The following is a 660-nucleotide window of genomic DNA, read 5'->3' on the forward strand; positions in this document are numbered from 1 at the left end:
CGTCACGAAGTCGGTCAACACCCCGGAATGCTCGTCAGTACTGAACCGATCCTTCACTCTGTCGACCAAGACCAGCGTATTCAGCCACGGATCGAACGCCCAGTGCGAAAACACCGTCCAATCGGCCTTGGTCCGCTTCGAGGTAGCCAGATCCAGCACCATGAAGTGCACCGTGGACTCCGCAGCGGCATCGATGACGGCTTCGCCGGGGCCTCGGTACCTACGGGAAGAGGGGTCATACCGGTGATGGTGGAAAGTGAGCTGCCCACCCGCCCCCTCGTAGGTCTTCTTGAAGAAATTTCCCTGGGCGTGGATGGGAGAACCCTGGTAGATGCACGAGAACCACACCGGGTCCTCCCGCAAACGGGTCTCGAGGAAGTCTTTCGATGCGATCTGGGGGCAGAGCGACTGACCCACCTCCCTCCCCAGCCGGTCATTGCCCCCTGGCTCGGCCACCGCCGGCAACCGGAGTGCGCACCACCCTCGCTTCGGGGTTTCACCGTCCTCTTCCAGGGCAAAAACCCCGGCCAAGTCTCCCTCGTGCCAGCGGGTGAGCATCATTACCTCGAGTGGAGGGGGCAAACCTCGCAGTTGGGTACGCCTACTCCCGAATACAGAGGTGTAGGTGTTGCTCTTGCTGAGACGGTGTGCCTCGGAAAG

1 protein-coding gene is annotated in these 660 nt (G+C 61.5%); it reads right to left on the minus strand.

The features are described from left to right. Positions 1–561, minus strand: a 561-nt coding sequence (locus GY937_05945) for a hypothetical protein (GenBank protein MCP5056255.1), incomplete at its 3' end; no start/stop codon positions are given. Positions 562–660: the final 99 nt, after the last annotated feature.

It is taken from the genome of bacterium (genome assembly GCA_024228115.1).
In the GTDB taxonomy this organism is placed as follows: domain Bacteria; phylum Myxococcota_A; class UBA9160; order UBA9160; family UBA6930.